This is a genomic window from Pseudomonas sp. 25 R 14, assembly GCF_900004755.1.
Taxonomy (GTDB): domain Bacteria; phylum Pseudomonadota; class Gammaproteobacteria; order Pseudomonadales; family Pseudomonadaceae; genus Aquipseudomonas; species Aquipseudomonas brenneri.
On sequence record NZ_CVTS01000047.1, the window covers coordinates 23384 to 39324 of the forward strand.

Sequence of the window (15941 nt, forward strand, 5' to 3'; positions counted from 1 at the left end):
ACATTTTGATCGATGCCAACCCTGAGATCAGCGCAGGGTCGGACCCTGGAAGCCCATATACAGCGCCAGCTTCTCCGCCACACTGGCACCCAGACGCTTGGAGAAGCGATCGAACGGCGATTCCTGGACGGTGAAGTCCACCAACTCTTTCTCGCCAATCACATCCCGCGCCACGGAGCTGGCACTGCCCAGGCCGTCGATCAAGCCCAACGGCAATGCCTGCTCACCCGACCAGATCAAGCCGGAGAACAACTCCGGATGCTCTTTATCCTTGAGTCGCTCACCACGCCCTTGCTTGACGCTGGCAATGAACTGGCGATGAGTGGTGTCGAGCACGCTCTGCCAGAACTGGGTTTCTTCAGCCTTTTGCGGCTGGAACGGATCAAGGAACGACTTGTGCTCGCCCGACGTATAAGTACGACGCTCGACACCCAGCTTCTCCATGGCACCGACAAAACCGTAACCGGCCGCCGTTACACCAATGGACCCCACCAGGCTGGCCTTATCGGCGTAGATCTGATCGGCAGCGCTGGCAATGTAATAGGCGCCCGAAGCCCCCAGGTCAGAAATCACCGCATACAGCTTGGTGTCCGGATGCAGCGCGCGTAGACGACGGATCTCGTCATAGACATACCCCGACTGCACCGGACTGCCGCCCGGACTGTTGATGCGCAGCACCACACCCTTGACCTTGGGATCCTCGAAAGCCGTGCGCAGACTGCTGACAATGTTGTCGGCGCTGGCGGACTCCTTGTCGGCAATCACCCCGCGCACCTCGATCAGTGCGGTGTAGTTGGCGCTGCGCACGGCGCTTTTTTCCATGTCCACCAGAGGACTGAACAGCACCAGCATGCCAATCAGGTAGGTAAAGGTCAGGAGCTTGAAGAAGATCCCCCAGCGCCGGGCGCGACGCTGTTCCTGGACGCCCGCCAGCAGGGTCTTTTCCAGCAATTTCCAGCTTTTATCATCGCCATTATCGACACCGGCCTTGCTCGGCGCCTTCCACTCATCGGTCATGCCATCTACCCCAGCAAAAACTTAACGGGCCTGGTTGAGCCAGGCGTGCAATTGAGAAAACCGATCAATCGTCAGTCGCGGCTCGTACGCCTGCAAGGCTTCGGGGGACTGGGCACCGTAGCTGACCGCAACACTGTCCATGCCAGCATTGCGCGCCATCAGCAAATCGAACGAGGCATCACCGACCATCAACGACTCGCGGGCAGAAACCCCGCAGTGCGCCATGATCTGCTCCAGCATCAAGGGATGGGGCTTGCTCGCGGTTTCATCAGCGGCGCGGGTGATATCGAAATAATCTTCCCAACCATTGGCCTTGAGTACCCGATCCAGGCCGCGCCGCGCCTTGCCGGTGGCCACTGCCAGGTGATAGCCCTGCTCGCGCAATGCCGCCAGGGACTGCACCACACCCTCAAACAAGGGTGAAGGCTCAGCTTCCAGGGCAATGTAGTGATCAGCGTAATGCTCGCGAAACGCGACCAGCTCGCTGTCAGTGATCTGCGGATACAAGGTGCGAATGGCTTCCGGCAAACCCAGGCCAATAATGCCCTTGACCGCCAGGTCGCTGCACAGCTCGAAGCCGGAACGGGTCGAGGCCATGTGCATGGACTCGACAATCCGACCAATGGAATCGCACAGGGTGCCATCCCAGTCAAAAATCAGCAGCTTGTAGTCAGGGCGCGACACTCAGGCGCTCCACGGTCTTGGCCCACATTTCATCGACAGGGGCCTGCAACTTCAATTCACCACCATCGGGCAACGGTACCGTCAGCATGTAGGCATGCAGGAACAGGCGCTTGCCGCCAAGGTCGCGAATTTCCTTGGAGAAGCCCTCGTCGCCGTACTTGGTATCACCGGCAATGCAGTGGCCAGCATGCAGGGTATGCACGCGAATCTGGTGGGTACGCCCGGTCACCGGCTTGGCCTCGACCATGGTTGCGAAGTCACCAAAACGCCGTAGCACCTTGAACAGGGTCAGCGCCTCCTTGCCCTCCTCGTCCACCTCGACCATACGCTCGCCGGAGCGCAGGTTGCTCTTCTGCAACGGCGCACGCACGCTCTTGATCGAAGAGGCCCAATTGCCACGCACCAGGGCCATGTAGCGCTTGTCCACGCCATCGCCGCGCAGGGCGGTATGCAAGTGGCGCAACATGCTGCGCTTCTTGGCGATCATCAACAGGCCGGAAGTGTCACGGTCCAGGCGATGGACCAGCTCCAGCTCCTTGGCGTCCGGACGCAACTGACGAAAGGCTTCGATCACCCCGAAATTCAGGCCGCTGCCGCCGTGAACCGCAATGCCACATGGCTTATTGATCACGATCAGCTTGCTGTCTTCGAAGACAATCGACGCCTCAAGGCGCTGCAACAGGCCCTGGGCCAGCGGCACGGGCTCGTCACGTTCAGGCACCCGCACAGGCGGCACCCGGACGATATCGCCCGCCTGCAGCTTGTACTCGGGCTTGATCCGGCCTTTGTTCACCCGCACTTCGCCTTTACGCAAAATGCGATAAATCAAGGTCTTGGGCACGCCCTTGAGCCTGGCCAGAAGAAAATTGTCGATGCGTTGGCCGGCATATTCCGGCGAGACCTCAAGCAGCTGGACGCTGGGGGTCGGGGGGGCGGTAGTCGTCATGTCGGGAATGATAACAATTTTTTATGGAATTGAAGCACTTAATCATTGCTGCTATAGTCGCGAACGCCGCCAAAAGCGGCCTGGACAGAGGACTCGCGGCAAACTGCCGCCCCTGACCATCGCAATTCATCAGGACGCGAGGCCGTCCTACGGGGCTCTTGCCACACTGGAAGGCTCAAGATTGTAACAAGCGCAGGTGACATGAGGCCTGAAGCGAGTGCAGGAAACAGAGTGATTACTCGTCTCTTGCGCCGATATTTACGGCCAGTTCACAAAGTGCAGTCAGTCTTGTACCAGACCACGGCGAATGCTTCGGAAACAACGCCTGTTATTAGCCATGAGCGTGAACTCCCCATTGGAGAACACGGTAAATGCCAACCCGCTGCGGATTCTGCGCGCGGCAGCACCCGAATTATCAGGGATACGTGTAGGGTGGAGATGCACAACCGTCGGACTGTGTAGCACTAGGCTTATATTTAGACGCTTCATCTCGTCCACAGTCGCCGGTTGATTCCTCCTCCTGACTGAGTGCTTATTAAGTCACCACAGCAAGCAGGACGCGTAAGTCGCGATACCAGCCCAATTGGCCGGTATTGCTGGACACTGGAGTGGCCAACCACTCTTGACGCACCTGACACCGACCGTGAGAAGTCGTGTGTGCCGAACGCCGTTTCCGGCAGCCCGGAAACCGACGGTACAACATGAAAAGAATGCTGATTAACGCAACTCAACCCGAAGAGTTGCGTGTTGCACTGGTAGATGGCCAACGCCTCTACGACCTGGACATCGAGTCCGGTGCACGCGAGCAGAAGAAGGCCAACATCTATAAAGGCCGGATTACTCGTATCGAGCCGAGCCTTGAGGCTGCCTTTGTCGATTTTGGCTCTGAGCGCCATGGCTTCCTGCCCCTCAAGGAAATCTCCCGCGAATACTTCAAGAAAGCCCCTGAAGGCCGCGTGAACATCAAGGACGTCCTGAGCGAAGGCCAGGAAGTCATCGTCCAGGTCGAAAAAGAAGAACGTGGCAACAAGGGCGCAGCCCTGACCACCTTCATCAGCCTGGCTGGCCGTTACCTGGTCCTGATGCCGAACAACCCGCGTGCCGGCGGCATCTCCCGTCGTATCGAAGGCGAAGAGCGCAACGAACTGCGTGAAGCGCTGAACGGCCTGATCGCCCCGGCCGACATGGGCCTGATCGTGCGCACTGCAGGCCTTGGCCGCAGCAGCGAAGAAATGCAGTGGGACCTCGACTACCTGCTGCAACTGTGGACTGCTATTAAAGAAGCATCCCTGGACCGCTCCGCGCCATTCCTGATCTATCAGGAAAGCAACGTGATCATCCGCGCCATCCGCGACTACCTGCGCCAGGACATCGGCGAAGTGCTGATCGACAGCGTTGAAGCCCAGGACGAAGCCCTGACCTTCATCCGCCAGGTGATGCCGCAGTACGCCAGCAAGATCAAGCTGTACGAAGACAGCGTGCCGCTGTTCAACCGTTTCCAGATCGAAAGCCAGATCGAAACCGCCTTCCAGCGCGTGGTCGAACTGCCTTCCGGTGGTTCCATCGTCATCGATCCGACCGAAGCCCTGGTGTCCATCGACATCAACTCGGCGCGCGCTACCAAAGGCAGCGACATCGAAGAAACCGCCCTGCAGACCAACCTGGAAGCGGCTGAAGAAATCGCCCGCCAACTGCGCCTGCGTGATATCGGCGGCCTGATCGTGATCGACTTCATCGACATGACGCCTGCCAAGAACCAGCGCGCCGTGGAAGAAAAAGTCCGCGAATGCCTGGAAGCCGACCGTGCCCGCGTGCAAGTCGGCCGCATCTCGCGCTTCGGCCTGCTGGAAATGTCCCGTCAGCGCCTGCGTCCGTCCCTGGGCGAAAGCAGCGGCATCGTCTGCCCGCGTTGCAATGGCACCGGCATCATCCGTGATGTCGAATCGCTGTCCCTGGCGATCCTGCGCCTGATCGAAGAAGAAGCCCTGAAAGACCGCACCGCCGAAGTCCGCGCGCAAGTGCCAATCCCGGTTGCAGCCTTCCTGCTCAACGAGAAACGCAACTCGATCACCAAGATCGAACTGCGCACCCGTGCCCGCATCGTGATCCTGCCGAACGATCATCTCGAAACGCCGCACTTCGAAGTGCAACGCCTGCGTGATGACAGCCCGGAAGCCCACAGCGGCCAGTCCAGCTACGAAATCGCCGCTGCTGCTGCCGAAGTCGAAGAAGTCCAGCCAGCCGCCGCGACCCGCACCCTGGTTCGCCAGGAAGCTGCCGTCAAGACCGCACCGGCCCGTGCCAACGCACCGGTACCGACTGAAGCCGCAGCCCCGGTTGCCGCTCCTGCCTCCCTGCCGGAGCCAAGCCTGTTCAAGGGCCTGGTGAAGTCGCTGGTCAGCCTGTTCGCCACCAAGGAAGAGCCGGTAGCTCCTGCCGTGGTCGAGAAGCCTGCCGCTGAACGTCCTGCACGCAATGAAGAGCGTCGCAACGGTCGCCAGCAGAGCCGTAACCGCAACGGTCGCCGTGATGAAGAGCGCAAGCCTCGCGAAGAGCGTGCACCGCGTGAAGAACGCGCACCACGCGAAGAGCGCCAACCGCGCGAAGCCCGTGAAGAAACCCCGGCCGTAGCCCGTGAAGAACGTGCTCCGCGTGAAGAGCGTGCACCACGTGAAGAACGTGCACCGCGCGCACCTCGCGCCCCGCGTGAAGATCGCAAGCCGCGTGGCGAGCGTGAAGAACGTGTACGTGAACTGCGCGAGCCATTGGACGCCGTCCCGGCGGTTGCCGCCGCTGCCGTTGATGCCGCTACTGAAGAACGCCCGGCCCGCCAGCCGCGCGAGGAACGCGCCCCACGCCCACCGCGTGAAGAGCGTCAACCACGCGCCGAGCAGGCCGTTGCCGCCAGCGAAGAAGAACTGCTGACCAACGAAGAGCAGCAACAGGAAGATGGCCAGGACAACGCCGAAGGCGATCGTCCACGCCGCCGCTCCCGTGGCCAGCGTCGTCGCAGCAACCGTCGTGAGCGTCAGCGTGACGCCAACGGCAATGTGATCGAAGGCTCGGAAGAGACCGGCGAAGCCACTGAAGAAACCGCCAACAACGAGCCAACCAGCACCGAACTGGCTGCTGGCCTGGCCGTGACCGCTGCCGTTGCCAGCGCGGTCATCAGCGCCCCTGCCGAAGCCGAAGCCAACCAGCAGGCCGAACGTGCCACCGCTGCCGTGCAGGAAACTGCCGTCGTTGAAGCACCCGCTGTCGAAGCCACCACCGTGGTCGAAACACCTGCTGCTCCAGAAGTGGAAGTTGCACCGGTTCGCGAAGCCCAGCCTGAAGCGCAAGCAGTTGCTGCACCTGCGGACGTGGTTGAGCCACAGCCTGTGGTTGAAGCCGTTGTCGAAGCGCCAGTCGAAACGCCAGCCGCCGAGCCAACCCCACAAGTGCGTGAAGTTCGCGAAGAACAGACCGCCTTCCAGTGGACTGCCGAACCAGCACCCGCGCAAGCGCCGGTAGAAGAAGCGCCTGCACCGGTCGCTGAAGTGGTGATCGCCGAAGCCGTCGTGGTTGCAGTAGAACCGGTTGTGGTTGCAGAACCTGCCCCGGTGGTCGTGGAAGCACCAGTGGTTGCCGAAGTGGCCGCCCCGGTGGTTGAAGCCCCGGCCAGCGCCCTGACCGAAAACGGCCGTGCGCCGAACGACCCGCGTGAAGTGCGTCGCCGCAAGCGTGAAGCCGAGCGTCTGCAGAAAGAAGCCGAAGAAGCAGCGGCGGCGGCTCCGGCCGTAGTCGAAGCCGCACCGGTGGTTGCCGAGGTTGTCGAAGCACCGGCGATCGAAGCAGAAGTTGAGCACGCGGCCCCAGCCATCGACGAGAACCTGCGTTCCGTTGAGGAAGTGGTAGAGCACAACCCAAAAGCCCTGGAAGAAGAGCACGAGCCTAAACCCCTCGCCTGATTCCAACGGCAACTAAAAAGCCCCGCCTGAGCAATCAGGCGGGGCTTTTTTATGCGTTCCATGCAGCTACAACAATCAAAAGTGGGAGCTGGCTTGCCTGCGATGGCGGTAGAGAGGGATGGGCTCCTATAGGGGTTGTGGGAACTTGAGCATTTGCGGTACATCCACATCCCACAACACCCCGGGATCATCCACCGGCACTTCCCGCACATCAGCCTGGGCAAACAGGGGCTTGGCGCCACGGTCCCCAGTCAGTTCCATCAAGGCGGGCCCTAGAGCCCGGCCAAACGCAACGGGATGGCCATACTGCCCAGCATGTACCGGCACACTGATGCCCTCCACGCGTTCTATCACCCGCTCAATGCTCGACGACTGAATAAACGGCATATCCCCCAGCACCACCAGCCAACCGGCACTTGGGCCACTGGCCGCCACTGCCGCTGCAAGGCTGTCGCCCATACCCGCAGCATCCAGAAGCAGTACTTCGCATCCATAATCCCTGGCCAGACGAATGACCTCGCTGCGCCCAGGCGACGTGACGACCCAACGCCGGGAGATACTGGCCGGTAAATTGACCAATACCTGCTCGAAGACCGGTCGCATCACCCCATCACGCCCCACACAAGGGGCCAATAGCTTGTCCTGGCCATTTTGCGCACGGAAACGACTGCCCTGCCCCGCCGCGAGGACGATCGCAGTGATCGCGCTCGTCAACTGACCGCCTCCCGTACGGGGTTCTTCTGTAACAGCTCCACACCGTTCTTGACCGCGACGATATGCGCCATCAGCGACAAGGCAATCTCTGCCGGCGTATGACTGCCGATATGAATGCCAATCGGGCCATGCAGCCGCGCAATCGCCTCGGCCCCCAACCCCAACACCGCCAGGTTCTCCCGGCGCTTGCGGCTATTGACCCGTGAACCCAGGGCACCGATGTAGAACGCCCGGGAGTTCAATGCGGTCAACAACGCCATATCGTCCAGGCGCGGATCGTGGGTCAGGGCAACAATGGCCGTGCGCTCGTCCGTCTGGATAGTGAGCACGGCCTCATCGGGCATTCCCGGCACAAAGCGTCCATGCTGCTCTTCCCAGCCATGGACAAACTCCTGGCGCGGGTCGCAGATCAACACTTCAAAGTCCAGCAGGCGCGCCATTTCTGCCACATAGCGCGACAACTGGCCCGCGCCGATCAACAGCAGGCGCCAGCGCGGACCATAAATGGCCCGTAAGCGCTCACCATCAAACGTGACAATGTCAGACTTGTTCGCCGCGCTTAAACACACGGAGCCCGTCGCCAAATCCAACTCCCGCGCAACAATTTCATGGGCCTCACAACGCGCCAGCAACTCGGCGACCCACGCAGGATCACCGACCCGCTCCTGCGTCAGGCGCAAGGTGCCGCCGCACGGCAGGCCAAAGCGCGCGGCTTCATCCCGGGTAACGCCATAGGTCACCAGTTGCACCGGTGGTCCATCGTCGAGCAACCGACCATCGTACAGACGGGCGATCAGATCGTCCTCGATGCAACCACCGGACACCGAGCCAATCACCACGCCATCGCCGCGCAGGGCCAGCATCGCCCCCGGCGGCCGTGGTGCGCTGCCCCAGGTCTGGACCACGCTGTACAGCACCACCCGGTGCCCTGCGCGGCGCCACTCCAGCACGCTGCGCAAGACATTCAGATCAACGCTGTCCATCAGGCCTTCGCCTCCTGCTGCCAGCCCTGCAACTGATAACGCACCGGCAAGCTGCGGATGCGCTTGCCAGTCGCCGCAAAAATCGCATTGCACAGTGCTGGCGCAATCGGCGGCACGCCCGGCTCACCGACGCCGCCCAGAGGCACCTCGCCCTTGGGCGTGACCAAATGAATGGCAATTTCCCTGGGCGCCAGGGACATGCGCGCCACTTCATACATATGGAAGTTGTCCTGCTGGACCTTGCCATCCTTGAAGCTGATTTCCCCCAGCACCGCGTTGCCCAGGCCCATGACGCAGGCGCCCTCGAACTGCGAGCGAATGCGCTCCGGGTTGATCTGCGGGCCGCAGTCCACGGCAATATCGGCCTTGTGTACGATCAGCGTGCCGTCATCCTTGACCTCCACCTCAATCACCGCCGCCACATAAGTGACGAAACTGTAATGCACCGCCAACCCCAGGCCACGCCCCTTGGGCAATGTACGACCCCAGCCAGCAGCCTTGGCCGCGGTTTCCAATACGCCACGCATACGAGCGGTGTCGATCGGATAGCGCTCGGGCGACTCGCCGTAGTTCCACTCTTCACTCAAGGTTCGCGGATCAATCTGACGGTCCGGGCCCAGCAGTTTGAGTTGGTACTTCAGCGGATCCTGGCCGGCCTTGTGGGCCAATTCATCGACAAAGCTCTGAATCGCAAAACCATGGGGGATGTTTGACACCGAGCGGTACCAACCCACGCGGGTGTGGGCGGCGGCCTCGGGGTTTTCCAGGCGCACGTTGGGGATGGCGTAGGCCATGTTGGTAAAGCCCATGCCCAGTTCAAATGCGGCCTCGTGGTTCATGCCCGGCGCAAACAACGCGGTGATGCTCGGGGCCACGGTGCGATGCAACCAGCCCGACGGCAGGCCATCCTTGTTCAGGCCGGCCTTGAGATACTCGGCGGACACGGTATGAAAGTAGGAGTTGTGGATATCGTCTTCACGGGTCCACTGCACGCGCACGGCCTTGCCGGGGAACTCCTTGGCCAGGATCGCGGCTTCGACGATAAAGTCCGGTTTCGATTTGCGTCCAAAACCACCGCCCAACAGGGTGACGTGGATTGTGACGTTGTCGAACGGCAGGCCAAGGCGCTCGGCGACCCGCTCCCGCGTGACCTGCGGTGCCTGGCTCGGCGCCCAGGCCTCGCATTGCCCGTCCTGATAACGGGCCACCGCCACCATCGGCTCCATCGGCGACTGCGCCAGGTGTGGCAAGTAATACGCCGCGTCGAAAGTGCTGTCGGCATCGCTCAGGGCCTGGTCGATACTGCCGGTATTGCGCACCACTTTGCCGGGTTTGAGGGCGGCGGCTTCCAGAGTCTTGCGATAGTCGGTGGAGTTGTAGCCGGCATTGGCGCCGTCGTCCCAGACAATCTGCAGCGCCTCACGCCCCTTGATTGCCGCCCAGGTGTTGCTGGCGACCACCGCCACGCCGCCCAATGGCTGGAACTCCGAGGGTATGGGGCGGCTCTCGATCTCCAGGACCTTGATCACACCCGGCACTTTCAACGCCGCGCTGGCATCAAATGATTTGACCTTGCCGCCATACACCTTGGGCCGCGCGACAGTGGCGAACAGCATGCCGTCAAAATGCACATCGGCGCCGTACACCGCCCGACCGTTGACGATATCGACACCGTCGATAGCCTTGCTCGCTTCTTTGCCGATATAACGAAACTCCGACGGTTGCTTGAGCCGCAGGCTGTCCCGCGCCGGTACTGCCAGTGCTGCGGCGGCAGCGGCCAGGGCGCCATAGCCCAGTTCACGACCGCTGGGCTGGTGAATCACTTTATGCAGCTGTGCACGACACTCACCCAGCGGGACTTTCCACTGCTCGGCGGCCGCCTGTTCCAGCATGGTCCGCGCGGCAGCACCGCAACGACGCATTGGCTCGTACCAATGGCGCATGCTGCGCGAGCCATCAGTGTCCTGGTTCCCAAAGCGCACTTCGTCACCGGGCGCCTGTTCGACTTTGACCCTGGCCCAGTCGGCTTCCAGTTCGTCGGCCACCACCATGGCCAGGCTGGTGCGCACGCCCTGGCCCATCTCCGAGCGGTTGCAGACCACGGTCACGCTGCCGTCGGCGGCAATACTGACGTAGACCTTGGGGTCGTCGATCACGCCATTGGGCATGGCTTGGGCGCCGTACTTCTTCACTTCTTCGGCAAAGGCATCGGGCAAGCCCCAACTGGCAGCCACTACCAGGGCGCCGGTCGCGCCAACACCCTTGAGAAAGCCGCGACGGCTGAGGTTGTTCAGGACGAAATCAGCAGGCAACTGGCTCATGCCTTGGCCTCCTGCAGGTGGGTGGCAGCCTGGCGGATCGCGGTCTTGATCCGATTGTAGGTGCCACAACGGCAGATATTGCCGACCATCGCCTCTTCAATCTGCGCATCACTGGGGTTGGGGTTGGTTTTCAGCAGCGCGGTGGCCGACATGATCTGCCCGCCCTGGCAGTAACCGCATTGGGCCACCGCCGTGTCCAGCCACGCCTGCTGTACCACTTGACCGACTGGATCATTGTGCAGGTTGTCGATAGTGCTGACGTTCTGCCCCTTGACCGAGCCAATGGGCGTGATGCAACTGCGTGCCGGCGCCCCATCGATATGGATGGTGCAGGCGCCGCACAAGCCCATGCCACAACCGAACTTGGTACCGTTGTAACCCGCCACGTCACGGATCGCCCACAGCAGGGGCATGTCCTCGGTGGCGTCCAGTGGATGATCTTGACCGTTGAGCTTGAGAGTAATCATGGGCACGCCCGCATAGTGATTGGATTATGGGGTCGAGCTATCTGCCGCTTTTAAGGAAGCGGAGTCGGTTCACGCAGATGGCTCAGGCTAATCGGGCTCTCTTGTGAAGACAGGTTTTGCGTCAGGGAATGTGCCTACAATTCCCTGCGCGAACAACACCAGCCTTTCACCGGGCCTTTGATAAACAGCATCGATCGAACAATAAACAGGCATCGTTAGCCTGCTAAGTTAACCCAGCATTAACAAAAAAGCCCTGCAATGCAGGGCTTTGTTCAACACGCTAGAAGCGTAGCTCAATAACGATTGGGCTCCATTTCCAGATCGACCTGGAAGCGCTCGGCGATATCGCGCTGGATACGTTGCGCCAGGCTCGAAATTTCCAGGCCCGTGGCCGCGCCATAATTGACCAGCACCAGCGCCTGCAAGCGGTGTACGCCGGCATCGCCGTCACGAAAGCCCTTCCAGCCAGCCTTGTCAATCAACCAGCCCGCCGCCAGTTTCACTTGGCCATCAGCCTGGGGATAGGCCACCAGATCGGGATATTGCAGCTGCAATTGCGCAGCCAGAACCTGGGATACCAGCGGGTTCTTGAAGAAACTGCCGGCATTGCCCAAGACCGCAGGGTCGGGCAGCTTTTCACTGCGGATGCTGCAAATGGCCCGGCTGACATCGCTCGGCGTCGCCTGGGTGATGCCTTGTTCGGCCAGGCGTTGCTGCACCGGGCCATAACCCAACTTGAGGTGCGCGACACGGTTCAGGGCAAAGCGCACCCGCAGGATCAGCCAGCGTCCCACTTCGTGCTTGAACAGGCTGTCACGGTAGGCGAAGTTGCATTCTTGCAGGCTGAAATCCCGCAGCTCGCCGGTCTGGCGGTCGAGGGCGGTCAGGCCGGCGAACACATCCTTGATCTCGACCCCGTAGGCACCGATGTTCTGCATCGGCGCGGCACCGACGGTACCGGGAATCAGGCTGAGGTTTTCCAGGCCAGAGAACCCTTGCTCAAGGGTCCACAGCACAAAAGGATGCCAGGCTTCGCCCGCTTCAGCCTCCACCACAACCTGCTGGCCATCATCGTGCAGGACCCGAATCCCACGGGTCGCCATGCGCAACACCAGCGCCGCGATATCCTGGGTCAGCAGCAGGTTGCTACCGCCCCCGATCACCAGCAACGGCAGCTGTTGTGCGGCTGCATAGGCCAGGGCCTCGCGCACATCTGCGTCGCTATGGGCTTCGGCGAACAACTGCGCTCGCACATCGATACCAAAACTGTTGAAGGCCTTCAGGGAAACCTGGGGCTGTACATCCAGGCTCATAAACGCCCCTTCAATTCGATCACCAGCAAATCACAAGCGGCCTCGATCAGGTCCAGGACCTGTTCGAAACCTTGCTCGCCGTCGTAATACGGATCCGGCACTTCATCCACCGCCGAATCGTAGCGGCGCAGGAACAGGTCCAACTCTGCCTTGCCCTTGGCCGGTTGCATGGCCTTGAGGTTACGCAGGTTGCTCTGGTCCATGGCCAGGATCAGGTCGTAGCGTGCAAAGTCGGCACGCGACACCTGCTGCGCACGCTGGGCCGACAAGTCGTAGCCGCGACGCAATGCTGCCTGCTGGCTGCGCTTGTCCGGTGCCTTGCCGATATGCCATTCGCCGGTACCGGCCGAGGCCACCTCGACCCGATCCGCCAACCCGGCGGCCCGCAATTTATGGCGCAGGACGCCTTCGGCGGTGGGCGAGCGGCAGATATTGCCCAGGCACACAAACAGGACTTCCATCAAACCCCCAGCAACCGGCGTACGCGCTCAAGGTCTTCCTGGGTATCGACGCCGGCTGGTGGGGCTTGCATGGCATCGTCGACATGAATCCGCACGCCATGCCACAGGGCCCGCAGTTGCTCCAGGGCCTCGGTGTTCTCCAGCCAGCACGGGCCCCAGCTGACGAAATCATGCAGGAAGCCGGCGCGGTAGGCGTAAATGCCGATATGGCGGCGATACGGCACGCCGGCCGGCAATACGTCACGCTGCTTGGCGAATTCATCGCGCGCCCAGGGCAGGGTCGAACGGCTGAACGTCAGGGCCAGGCCATTGATGTCGCTGACCACCTTCACCACGTTCGGATTGAACAGGGTCTGGATGTCTTCGATCGGTTCGGCCAGGGTCGCCATGCGTGCTTCAGGATGGGCGGCCAGGTTGGCGGCGACCTGATCGATGACACTCGGCGGGATCAGCGGCTCGTCGCCTTGCACGTTGACCACAATGGCGTCCGGCGCCAGGCCCAGGTGCGTGGCGACTTCGGCCAGGCGGTCGGTGCCGGAGTTGTGATCTTCACGGGTCAGCACCGCTTCGGCGCCAAACCCCTTGCAGGCCTCGATGATCCGCAGGTCATCAGTGGCCACCACCACGCGCTGGGCGCTGCTTTTGCAGGCCTGCTCCCAGACCAACTGGATCATCGGCTTGTCGCCGATCATTTGCAGCGGTTTGCCGGGCAGGCGGGTGGAGGCGTAGCGCGATGGAATGACAACAGTGAAGGCAGTGGTCATTTATCCAGGCGCTCGTCGGTGGTCAGGGTACGGGCTTCGCTTTCCAGCATCACCGGGATGCCGTCGCGGATCGGGTACGCCAGGCCGGCGCCTTTGCTGATCAGTTCGGTCTTGTCAGCGCTGAGCTTGAGCGGGCCTTTGCAGATCGGGCAAGCGAGGATATCGAGCAGTTTGGTGTCCATGAGGATTTCCTGGATAAAAGCGGTTTAAGGCAAAAGGCGAGCCGGCAACAGGCGCATCAACTGCGTGTCGAACCAGGCGATAAACGCCGGTGACGGTGCCGCATCGACTGCAAGGTACCACCAGTGTGCCTGGGCAAAGGCGCGGCACTTCACCGCGTCCTTTTCGGTCATGACCAGCGGCAGTGACGGCGTGAAATTCAGGACCTCTGCACTGTAGGGTGCATGGTCGGCAAACGCATGGGGTATTGGCAGCCAGTGTAGCGTTTCAAGGGTATTGAAGAAACGTTGCGGGTTGCCGATGCCGGCGACCGCATGCACCTGCTGCCCCACGGGAAAATGGTCCAGCGGCTGGCGCTCGCCGGTTGACAGGTTGACCAGCGTGGTCGGTAAAAGACGGAAGGCGAAGCCATCCTCGCGGTCGGCTCCGGCACCGTTGTACAACACGGCATCGACGCTTTGCAGGCGCTCGACCGGCTCGCGCAGCGGCCCGGCGGGCAGGCAACGGCGATTGCCCAGGCCACGGGCGTTGTCGATCAGCACCAGTTCAAGGTCACGGGCCAGGCGGTAATGTTGCAAGCCGTCGTCGGACAGGATCAGGTCCAGGGTTTCGCTGGCCAACAGTGCCTGCACCGCACGGCTACGATCAGGGTCGATCATCAGGGGGACGCCGCTGCGCTGCACAATCAACAAGGGTTCGTCACCGGCCACCTGGGCGCTATCGCTGGCTTGCACCCGCCATGGCAATTGCGGCGGCTTGGCACCGTAGCCACGGCTGACCACCCCCACCCGCAAGCCGCTGCGCTGGCAATGGTCGATCAACCACAGGATCAACGGCGTCTTGCCCGTGCCGCCCACGGTGATATTGCCGACGACAACGATGGGCACCGGTGATTGGTAGATCGTCCCTTCTCCCGCCAGGAAACGCTCGCGCTTGCGTGTTACCACCCGGCGATAGAGTGCCTCCAGCGGTTGCAGGAGCTTGAGCGCCGGATGGCCGTCGTACCAGGCCTTGAGCAAACGATCGGACAAGGCCATCAGGGCTGCCCCGCCGCCTCGACGGTGGTCATGCGCAAATGGCTGAAACCGAGCTTGCCGGCAGCATCCATCGCGGTGATCACGGCCTGGTGCGGGGTCTTGCCATCGGCGCTGATGGACAGCGGCATTTGCGTATCACCGCCAGACTCCTTCTGCAGCGCATCCATCACGCTGGCCACGTCGTTTTTCTCCAGCAACTGGTTGTTCACTGAAAACACCCCTTCGGCGCTGATGGTGATGTCCAGTTGCTTGAGCTGCTGGTCCTCGGCCGGCGAGCCGCTGACGGCTTCCGGCAGTTCGACCCGCAGTTGGGTTTCCCGGGTAAAGGTGGTGGTGACGACAAAAAACAGCAACAGGATGAACACCACATCGATCAATGACGCCAGGTTGATATCGACGCTTTCCCGGGGCTTGCGGCGAAATTTCACGCTTTGCCCTCGACCAGATCGACATCACGGTCGCCCTGGACCACTTCCACCAGCTTGATGGCTTCCTGCTCCATGCCCACCACCAACTCATCGATACGGCGCTGCAGGAAACGGTGGAAGAATACCGCCGGGATCCCCACCATCAGGCCCGCCGCCGTGGTGATCAGGGCCTTGGAAATCCCTCCGGCCAACACCGAGGCGTTAGTGGTCATGCCGGAACCGGTGAAGGCGCTGAAGATATCGATCATGCCCAGCACGGTGCCGAGCAGGCCGAGCAACGGTGCCATTGCCGCGATGGTGCCCAGGGCATTGATATAGCGCTCCAGCTCGTGGATCACTCGGGCGGCGGCTTCTTCAATGCATTCCTTCATGATCTCGCGACCATGCTTGGAGTTGGCAAGGCCGGCAGCGAGGATCTCCCCAAGGGGCGAATTGGCCCGCAGCTCCTTGAGTTTCTCCTTGTCCAGTTGCTTGTCCTTGATCCAGCGCCAGACCTGCCCCAGCAGATGATCAGGGGTCACACGGCTGGCGCGCAGGGTCCACAGGCGTTCGGCAACGATGCCGAGTGCGGCGATGGAGCTCAGAATGATCGGCAACATCATCCAGCCGCCGGATTTGACCAATTCCCACACAGTGAATGCCCCCTCGAAAAAGTGCGCCACTTTAGCATATAGGC

General features: G+C 61.5%; 15 protein-coding genes. 1 reads left to right on the forward strand and 14 read right to left on the reverse strand.

Annotated elements, in window-relative coordinates:
* Positions 1-27: 27 nt before the first annotated feature.
* Genes sppA through rluC form a run of 3 tightly spaced genes read right to left on the reverse strand, consistent with a single transcriptional unit; the run spans position 28 to position 2647 of the window.
* On the reverse strand, positions 28-1017 hold the full coding sequence (gene sppA / locus BFQ03_RS16165; RefSeq protein WP_065943557.1) for a signal peptide peptidase SppA: 990 nt from the start codon (positions 1015-1017) through the stop codon (positions 28-30).
* 21 nt (positions 1018-1038) lie between these two features.
* Entirely contained in the window at positions 1039-1701 is a 663-nt protein-coding gene (locus BFQ03_RS16170) for an HAD-IIIA family hydrolase (protein ID WP_065943558.1), read from the reverse strand.
* Positions 1688-2647, reverse strand: a complete 960-nt coding sequence (gene rluC, locus BFQ03_RS16175; protein WP_032861514.1) for a 23S rRNA pseudouridine(955/2504/2580) synthase RluC — start codon at positions 2645-2647, stop codon at positions 1688-1690. The genes BFQ03_RS16170 and rluC overlap by 14 nt, the downstream gene beginning before the upstream one ends.
* A gap of 701 nt (positions 2648-3348) precedes the next feature.
* Here rluC and rne point away from each other — a divergent pair.
* A complete protein-coding gene (rne, locus tag BFQ03_RS16180) occupies positions 3349-6597 on the forward strand; it encodes a ribonuclease E (RefSeq protein WP_032861515.1) in 3249 nt (1082 codons plus the stop codon).
* A gap of 126 nt (positions 6598-6723) precedes the next feature.
* On the opposite strand, the gene BFQ03_RS16185 is transcribed toward rne, so the two are convergent.
* The 11 genes from BFQ03_RS16185 to BFQ03_RS16235 form a co-directional block, all read right to left on the reverse strand.
* Positions 6724-7311: a nucleotidyltransferase family protein gene (locus BFQ03_RS16185; protein ID WP_032861516.1), complete on the reverse strand. Its 588-nt coding sequence runs from the start codon at positions 7309-7311 to the stop codon at positions 6724-6726.
* A complete protein-coding gene (locus BFQ03_RS16190) occupies positions 7308-8294 on the reverse strand; it encodes an XdhC family protein (RefSeq protein ID WP_065943559.1) in 987 nt (328 codons plus the stop codon). Before BFQ03_RS16190 ends, BFQ03_RS16185 begins: the two co-directional genes overlap by 4 nt.
* Positions 8294-10615 (reverse strand): xanthine dehydrogenase family protein molybdopterin-binding subunit, encoded by a 2322-nt coding sequence (locus tag BFQ03_RS16195; protein WP_032861519.1) that lies wholly within the window; start codon positions 10613-10615, stop codon positions 8294-8296. Before BFQ03_RS16195 ends, BFQ03_RS16190 begins: the two co-directional genes overlap by 1 nt.
* Positions 10612-11082, reverse strand: coding sequence for a (2Fe-2S)-binding protein (locus tag BFQ03_RS16200; RefSeq protein WP_032861520.1), 471 nt, complete (start codon positions 11080-11082; stop codon positions 10612-10614). The genes BFQ03_RS16195 and BFQ03_RS16200 overlap by 4 nt, the downstream gene beginning before the upstream one ends.
* 293 nt (positions 11083-11375) lie before the next feature.
* The gene (murB, locus tag BFQ03_RS16205) at positions 11376-12395 is read right to left on the reverse strand and encodes a UDP-N-acetylmuramate dehydrogenase (RefSeq protein WP_032861521.1); all 1020 of its coding nucleotides are present in this window, start codon (positions 12393-12395) and stop codon (positions 11376-11378) included.
* Entirely contained in the window at positions 12392-12856 is a 465-nt protein-coding gene (locus tag BFQ03_RS16210; protein ID WP_032861522.1) for a low molecular weight protein-tyrosine-phosphatase, read from the reverse strand. The genes murB and BFQ03_RS16210 overlap by 4 nt, the downstream gene beginning before the upstream one ends.
* Positions 12856-13620 carry a 3-deoxy-manno-octulosonate cytidylyltransferase gene (gene kdsB, locus BFQ03_RS16215; protein ID WP_032861524.1) on the reverse strand — a complete coding sequence of 255 codons (765 nt, stop codon included), beginning with the start codon at positions 13618-13620 and terminating at the stop codon, positions 12856-12858. The genes BFQ03_RS16210 and kdsB overlap by 1 nt, the downstream gene beginning before the upstream one ends.
* Entirely contained in the window at positions 13617-13802 is a 186-nt protein-coding gene (locus BFQ03_RS16220; protein ID WP_003174668.1) for a Trm112 family protein, read from the reverse strand. The genes kdsB and BFQ03_RS16220 overlap by 4 nt, the downstream gene beginning before the upstream one ends.
* Positions 13803-13826: 24 nt before the next feature.
* Positions 13827-14837 carry a tetraacyldisaccharide 4'-kinase gene (gene lpxK, locus BFQ03_RS16225; protein WP_065943560.1) on the reverse strand — a complete coding sequence of 337 codons (1011 nt, stop codon included), beginning with the start codon at positions 14835-14837 and terminating at the stop codon, positions 13827-13829.
* Entirely contained in the window at positions 14837-15265 is a 429-nt protein-coding gene (locus BFQ03_RS16230; RefSeq protein WP_032861529.1) for an ExbD/TolR family protein, read from the reverse strand. Before BFQ03_RS16230 ends, lpxK begins: the two co-directional genes overlap by 1 nt.
* Complete coding sequence (locus tag BFQ03_RS16235) at positions 15262-15897, reverse strand: MotA/TolQ/ExbB proton channel family protein (protein ID WP_029299724.1); 636 nt, start codon at positions 15895-15897, stop codon at positions 15262-15264. The genes BFQ03_RS16230 and BFQ03_RS16235 overlap by 4 nt, the downstream gene beginning before the upstream one ends.
* Positions 15898-15941: the final 44 nt, after the last annotated feature.

Excerpts from the sequence above, each read along its gene's own strand:
- sppA (WP_065943557.1), bottom strand. The coding sequence starts at position 1,017 with ATGACCGATGAGTGGAAGGCGCCGAGCAAGGCCGGTGTCGATAATGGC.
- rluC (WP_032861514.1), bottom strand. The coding sequence starts at position 2,647 with ATGACGACTACCGCCCCCCCGACCCCCAGCGTCCAGCTGCTTGAGGTC.
- rne (WP_032861515.1), top strand. The coding sequence starts at position 3,349 with ATGAAAAGAATGCTGATTAACGCAACTCAACCCGAAGAGTTGCGTGTT.
- BFQ03_RS16190 (WP_065943559.1), bottom strand. The coding sequence starts at position 8,294 with ATGGACAGCGTTGATCTGAATGTCTTGCGCAGCGTGCTGGAGTGGCGC.
- BFQ03_RS16195 (WP_032861519.1), bottom strand. The coding sequence starts at position 10,615 with ATGAGCCAGTTGCCTGCTGATTTCGTCCTGAACAACCTCAGCCGTCGC.
- BFQ03_RS16200 (WP_032861520.1), bottom strand. The coding sequence starts at position 11,082 with ATGATTACTCTCAAGCTCAACGGTCAAGATCATCCACTGGACGCCACC.
- murB (WP_032861521.1), bottom strand. The coding sequence starts at position 12,395 with ATGAGCCTGGATGTACAGCCCCAGGTTTCCCTGAAGGCCTTCAACAGT.
- BFQ03_RS16210 (WP_032861522.1), bottom strand. The coding sequence starts at position 12,856 with ATGGAAGTCCTGTTTGTGTGCCTGGGCAATATCTGCCGCTCGCCCACC.
- kdsB (WP_032861524.1), bottom strand. The coding sequence starts at position 13,620 with ATGACCACTGCCTTCACTGTTGTCATTCCATCGCGCTACGCCTCCACC.
- BFQ03_RS16220 (WP_003174668.1), bottom strand. The coding sequence starts at position 13,802 with ATGGACACCAAACTGCTCGATATCCTCGCTTGCCCGATCTGCAAAGGC.
- lpxK (WP_065943560.1), bottom strand. The coding sequence starts at position 14,837 with ATGGCCTTGTCCGATCGTTTGCTCAAGGCCTGGTACGACGGCCATCCG.